The 351-nt window shown below is 69.8% G+C and carries 1 pseudogene; it reads left to right on the forward strand.

Features of this window, described 5'->3' with window-relative positions:
• Positions 1–81 precede the first annotated feature (81 nt).
• Positions 82–351, forward strand: a pseudogene (locus BN358_RS23495) (glycine cleavage system protein T); the annotation flags it as partial.

The following is a 351-nucleotide window of genomic DNA, read 5'->3' on the forward strand; positions in this document are numbered from 1 at the left end:
AACCCCGTCCCGGTGAGTGCCGACGACTTCGCCGGGATCCTGCGGCGCTCGCTGTAGCGCACCGCCATTAGGCTGTGACGCGTGACCGAACCTCTCCACTCGCCGCTGCACGATCGCCACGTCGCCCTGGGCGCCAAGTTCTCCGAGTTCGGCGGCTGGCTGATGCCGCTGCAGTACTCCGGCGTGGTCGCCGAGCACCGGGCGGTACGCACCGCGGTGGGGGTGTTCGACGTGAGCCACCTCGGCAAGGTTCGGGTCACCGGCGCCGGCGCCGAGGAGTTCGTGAACAGCTGCCTGACCAACGACCTGAACCGGATCGCGCCGGGCCAGGCCCAGTACACGCTGTGCTGC

The sequence above is a fragment of the Sedimentibacter sp. B4 genome, assembly GCF_000309315.1.
In the GTDB taxonomy this organism is placed as follows: Bacteria; Bacillota; Clostridia; order Tissierellales; family Sedimentibacteraceae; genus Sedimentibacter; species Sedimentibacter saalensis.